5 protein-coding genes and 3 pseudogenes are annotated in these 5583 nt (G+C 55.9%); 4 read left to right on the forward strand and 4 right to left on the reverse strand.

Going from position 1 to position 5583, the window contains the following annotated elements:
• Positions 1–666: IS5 family transposase (locus CKO25_RS20255; protein ID WP_200389763.1), on the forward strand; the 666-nt coding region annotated here is incomplete at its 5' end.
• 166 nt (positions 667–832) lie between these two features.
• Here the strand turns inward: CKO25_RS20255 and CKO25_RS20260 are convergent.
• The 3 genes and pseudogenes from CKO25_RS20260 to CKO25_RS21460 all read right to left on the reverse strand — a co-directional run.
• Positions 833–1093 (reverse strand): transposase, encoded by a 261-nt coding sequence (locus CKO25_RS20260; protein WP_242467785.1) that lies wholly within the window; start codon positions 1091–1093, stop codon positions 833–835.
• A gap of 99 nt (positions 1094–1192) precedes the next feature.
• Complete coding sequence (locus CKO25_RS20265) at positions 1193–1384, reverse strand: transposase (RefSeq protein ID WP_200389765.1); 192 nt, start codon at positions 1382–1384, stop codon at positions 1193–1195.
• Between the two features lie 139 nt (positions 1385–1523).
• Positions 1524–2525: pseudogene (locus CKO25_RS21460) on the reverse strand (IS3 family transposase); the annotation flags it as partial.
• 89 nt (positions 2526–2614) lie between these two features.
• Here CKO25_RS21460 and tnpA point away from each other — a divergent pair.
• Both tnpA and tnpB read left to right on the forward strand, forming a co-directional pair.
• The gene (tnpA, locus tag CKO25_RS20285; RefSeq protein WP_200389768.1) at positions 2615–2953 is read left to right on the forward strand and encodes an IS66 family insertion sequence element accessory protein TnpA; all 339 of its coding nucleotides are present in this window, start codon (positions 2615–2617) and stop codon (positions 2951–2953) included.
• Positions 2950–3303 (forward strand): IS66 family insertion sequence element accessory protein TnpB, encoded by a 354-nt coding sequence (tnpB, locus tag CKO25_RS20290; protein ID WP_200389769.1) that lies wholly within the window; start codon positions 2950–2952, stop codon positions 3301–3303. The genes tnpA and tnpB overlap by 4 nt, the downstream gene beginning before the upstream one ends.
• 153 nt (positions 3304–3456) lie before the next feature.
• Here the strand turns inward: tnpB and CKO25_RS20295 are convergent.
• Positions 3457–3906 (reverse strand): annotated as a pseudogene (locus CKO25_RS20295) (ISL3 family transposase); the annotation flags it as partial.
• A 233-nt stretch (positions 3907–4139) separates the two neighbouring features.
• Here CKO25_RS20295 and CKO25_RS20305 point away from each other — a divergent pair.
• Positions 4140–5317 (forward strand): annotated as a pseudogene (locus CKO25_RS20305) (IS3 family transposase); the annotation flags it as partial.
• Positions 5318–5583: the final 266 nt, after the last annotated feature.

Raw genomic sequence — 5583 nt, forward strand, 5'->3', positions numbered from 1 at the left:
AATAAGACAGGCTGTCCATGGCGATATTTACCAAAAGATTTCCCCTCATACCACCTTGTTAATTACTATTATAATAAATGGACACACAGCGGACTCCTAGAGCATATCAATGCGGCACTACGGTCACGTTTGCGTCAGCGTTCAGGCCGAAATCCCGACCCAAGTGGTGCCGTGATCGATAGCCAAAGTGTCAAAGGAACTCCGGAATCATCAATCGACTCTGGTTTTGATGGCGGCAAGCTTGTGAAGGGGAGGAAGCGACATATTGTAGTCGATACAATGGGTTGCCTGCTCGTCGTGAGTGCGCATGCCGCTAACATCTACGATGGGAAAGCCGCTCGACAGGTCCTGATGAAACTGTTTGTGCTGCTCCAGAGCGTCAAGATCATTTGGGCTGATCGTGGGTACTCTGGTCGTGAACTGTTTGATTGGGTTTTCACTCAATTGAATTGTCATCTTGAGATTGTGAAGAGGCAAAAAGGACATCAAGGCTTTCATGTGCTGCCTCGTCGATGGGTCGTCGAGCGGACATTTGCTTGGCTAAGTCGGTCACGCCGACTGAGTAAGGATTATGAGAGAGAACCTCGTTCTAGTGAGTCGCAAGTTTATCTCGCATCGTCGCGTTTACTCCTTCGTCAAATCTGTCACAATCAAATTGCTTACTAAAAGGTTATTTGCTTCTATTATATCATTTAATCTCCGCTCTATTGAGCGGAACTTTCTATACAGTCTCTNATCTCGCATCGTCGCGTTTACTACTTCGTCAAATCTGTCACAATCAAATTGCTTACTAAAAGGTTATTTGCTTCTATTATATCATTTAATCTCCGCTCTATTGAGCGGAACTTTCTATACAGTCTCTCAGTTTCATCAGGACCTGTCGAGCGGCTTTCCCATCGTAGATGTTAGCGGCATGTGCACTCACGGTGAGCAGGCAACCCATTGTATCGACTACAATATGTCGCTTCCTCCCCTTCACAAGCTTGCCGCCATCAAAACCAGAGTCGATTGATGATTCCGGAGTTCCTTTGACACTTTGGCTATCGATCACGGCACCACTTGGGTCGGGATTTCGGCCTGAACCCTGACGCAAACGTGACCGTAGCGCCGCATTGATATGTTCTAGGAGTCCGCTGTGTGTCCATTGATGATAATAGTCATTGACAAAATCGTACGAGAGTAAATCTTTTGGTCAATATCGCCATGGACAGCCTGTCTTATTCAAATAGAACATCGCGTTTAACATCTCGCGAAGATCCATTTTACGAGGTCGCCCTGTCTTGTATGGCTCAAGCTCGTTCAAAATGGCCTCAATGATCGCCCACTCTTCGTCCGAAAGGTCGCTTGGGTAGCGGATAGGCGTATGAGAATTTTCTTTGGTCATGTTCACTTCTCCGAAGTCAAAAGAGGCATTCGCATTATGATTGCCCATGCTATCGGAATTTTATGACATTAAATCAATAATTTAGTTCCTATACAGCCTCTGAGCTTCCGACGGTTTTTCGTCTTCCAAGGGCAGGGGTTCATGCGACCTGCTTTTCTCCCTCTCCGGGGTTGATCCAGTCTTTCGGAAACGGCACCGGGGAAGTGTAACCGAGGGTGGAATGCAGACGCTTGCGGTTGTCGAACACCTCGAGGTACTCGAAGGCGTTGGCCTTCATGGCGTCGCGGGTGGCGAAGCGCTCCCCGAACACCCGCTCGTTCTTGAAGCTGTTGAACCCGCTCTCGGTCGGGGCGTTGTCCCAGCAGTTCCCCTTGCGGCTCATCGAGCAGACCATGCCGTACTTGGGCCAATTTGGCCTGGAAGGCATGGCTTGCGTACTGGCTCCCCCGATCGGAATGGTGGATCAGCCCGGGGGCCGGCTTTCGTCGAAACCAACCCATGGTCAGCGCGTCGGTGACCAGGTCGGCCGTCATGCGCGGCTTCAGCGACCAGCCCACGACCTCGCGGTTGAACAGCTCCAGCACGATGGCCAAGTACAGCCAGCCTTCATCCGTCTACAGGTCGGTGATGTCGGCACTCCAGACCTGATTCGGGCCGCTCGGGGCGAAGTCGCGGGCGAGCCGGTTGTCGGCCACCGGAAGGCTGTGCTGGGAGTCGGTCGTGGCCTTGTCGCGACGCTCGTGGCGCCCCCGGATGCCGTGCTCGCGCATCAGGCGCTCCACCCGTGCCTTGCTCGCGGAGAAGCCCCGTGCGCGCAGCTCATGCACCATCCGCGGGCTGCCGTCAGCGCCCTTGAGCTCGGCATGAATGGATCGGATCAGGGCCAGCAACGGTGCATCCGTCAGCCCACGGCGATCCGCTGTGCCGCCACCCTGCCAGGCCCGGTCGCCGCCGACACTGACCTCCAGGACAGCGCAGAGCTCGTTCAGGGCGAAGCCGTCGCGGTGCGCAGCGATCCAGGCGGACTTCACAGCGCTTCCCGCGCGAAGTCCGCCGTCGCTTGTTTTAAGATGTCGACCTCGCGCTTGAGCAGCGCATTCTCCGCGCGCAGACGCGACAGCGCCATCGCCTCCGGCGTGACCTTCGTATCTGTCTGGGGAAATACATTCTTCCGCTGCCTTGCCAAGAATCGGAAGATGCCATCCTGTCCAGTACGATGGGAGGCGCATCATGGGTTGGCAGCAGCGCAGTCGAACCGAGTGGCAAAGGTTGGTGTCGGGTTGGCCGCGTAGCGGTCTGACGCAGGATGAGTACTGTGCCCGCCAGGGGATTTCGGTGGGTAGTCTGCAGCGCTGGCGAAACATATTTGCGCAGGAAGTGACATCTCAGGCGGGAGAGGCGACGCCGGTCTCGGAGTTTATGCCGGTGACCTTGGTCGGCGAAGCTTCCGCGATGAGCCGTGCGGATCTGACGCTGGTTCTGACCGATGGCCTGCGAGTCGAAGTGGGCGAGCGGTGTTCGGTGGAAACGCTGAAGCGGGTGCTGGGTGTACTGCAGGAGCGGACGTGATTGCGCTGGATGCGCACACCAAGGTGTCTCTGGCGCGAGGCCACACGGATATGCGCTGCCAGATCGACGGTTTGGCCGCGCGTGTCGAGGATGTGCTGCAAGCGGATCCGTTTTCGTCGCATCTGTTTGTGTTCTGTAACCGGGCGCGGGACAAGATCAAGGTGCTGGTGTGGTACCACGGTGGCTTCTGGCTGTGGTACCGGCGTCTGGAGAAGGAACGTTTCTGGTGGCCGGCGGGCACTGCAAAGGGTGCCGTGGAATTGTCGGTGCGCGAGCTGCAATGGCTCCTGGAGGGACTGGATCCGAGCACGGTCAAGTGGCATCGAAAGGTCGATTTCTCTCTGCTTTAGTCTCTGTTTTTACTGCATTATTAAGCTGTTTTGGGGCTATCCCGGATTTCAGGGGAATGTATAAACAATTTAAAAAACAATTATTTACCCCTAGATTTGACGTACACATCAACTACGAAAAGTCGCTGAACACGAAAACTCTAACGCATTGATTCATATTGGCTCCACGCCGAAGCGAGCGTATCCGTTGAGATCCAAGCACACTCTTTGATACAGATGGGCGAGGTTGGTGATGCCGTAACAGCGTCGTTTGAGGACTTTCAATTGATTGTTGAGACCTTCTACAAATCCGCTCGTCTGACGGTTGACAAAATAATGAGTGATCTCAGCGAAATGAGTTCTAAGCGTCCCAAGAAAGCGATCGAAACACCTGATTCCGCGATTCGAGACCTGTCGCATCCAGCGACGGATTTGACGTTTTCCTTCTCCTGTTGAAAGAGGTCTTTCATCAATCATTGTGCGCGCTTCGCACGTATCGTGAGCGTCTTTGATTTGGGGCGAGTGAACAAACAAACGATTGAGGAGACGACGCTCATCGTCGGTGAGATCCGCGCGGCGATGGCGCAAGAGCCCATGCACGTTTTTGAACTGATCCAATGTCGATTTCGTGAGCGTCCGCCGTCACCGCTTCCATTCCCGCTTTCGTCAGGTCTCAAAACTGTCCCGATACCGGCGAGCAATATGGAAACGATCTGCACAAATGAGCACACGTTTGCCGAAAACGCCTTTCGCAGCCCCAATGAAACCGGCATAGAGATCCGTGCAGATATAGTGGACCCCGAAAACAGGACCACAATTTAAGTTAGCCGCTGCCCTGCGCAGACAGGTGAATCGAGATGAGCGAGAGGACCCGCAAGACCTTCACCCCGGCGTTCAAGGCGAAGGTCGGCTTGGAAGCGATCCGTGGAATCAAGACGGCCAACGAGATTGCGCAAGCGTATGGTGTGCACCCGGTGCAGGTGGGGCAGTGGAAGCGGGCCATCACCGAGCAGGCCGGGACCCTCTTCGAGGGCAAGCGTGGACCCAAGGCGGTGGACGATGGGATGCCTGCCGATCGGCTGTACAGCGAGATTGGGCGGTTGAAAATGGAGCTGGACTGGCTGAAAAAAAAGTCCGGGGTGAGCCCATGAGCACACGTCGGGACTGGATCGACGTCGTCGGCGGTACCGATGCGGTCGGGCCGTCGGTCCGGCGCCAATGCGCCCTTGCAGGTGTGACGCGTTCATGGGTGTACGCCCGCGCCGGTGGTGAGATGGTCGATGAGCTGGACGTCGCGGTGCTCGGTCTGATCGATGCCGAGTACACCCGTCGGCCGTTCTACGGGAGTCGACGGATGGTCGTGATGCTGCGTGCGCAAGGTTTCGAGGTCAGTCGCAAGCGGGTGCAGCGGTTGATGCGCGTGCTCGGCTTGGCCGGCATGGTGCCGGGGCCACACACGAGCAAGTCGCATCCCGAGCACAAAATCTATCCGTACCTGCTGCGTGGCCTGGCCATCACGCGACCGAATCAGGTCTGGAGTACGGACATCACCGATGTTCGTTTGGCCCATGGCTTTGCCTATCTGGTGGCGATCATCGACTGGTACTCGCGTCGGGTGTTGGCCTGGCGGTTGTCGAACACCCTGGATTCAGGCTTCTGCATCGACTGCCTGGAGGAGGCCTTGCGTGTGTATGGTCAGGCAGAGATTTTCAACACCGACCAGGGTACGCAGTTCACCGGCATGGCCTTCACGCGGGTGCTGCGTGAGGCGGGGATCGCCATCAGCATGGATGGGCGTGGACGAGCGCTGGACAACGTGTTCGTCGAGCGCCTCTGGCGCAGCGTCAAGTATGAGGACATCGATCCCAAGGGCGACGAGAGCCTACCGGAATTGTTGATGGGGCTGACAGAGTACTTCGCCTTCTACAACGATGAGCGGCCACACCAGGCCTTGAACAACCGCACACCCGTTGATGTCCACCGATCCGGACGCGGTGGCGGAGCCGCCATCAAGGATGGCTTCAAGACGATCAGCACGATCCGTGAGGGCGTGGTCGAGGCCTCGACCACGCTCGCGATGAACACGATTGGGGCAGCGCCATTCTGCTGCAATCAAGGCGAGTCGGCTAACTTAAAATCAGCCTAAAATGGTCCTTGACATGGGGTCCACCTCAAGATGACCTTGACGGTACGTCGTAACCGCTTGGGAATACTGTTAAAAAATGCCTTGACTGCGGCTTTGGTGCGCTCGCTGAGCAGTCCGATGACCTGCAGCATGCCGTTGATATCGGAACTGATCAC

Origin of the sequence: Thiocapsa imhoffii (genome assembly GCF_016583985.1) — a bacterium.
Classification (GTDB): domain Bacteria; phylum Pseudomonadota; class Gammaproteobacteria; order Chromatiales; family Chromatiaceae; genus Thiocapsa; species Thiocapsa imhoffii.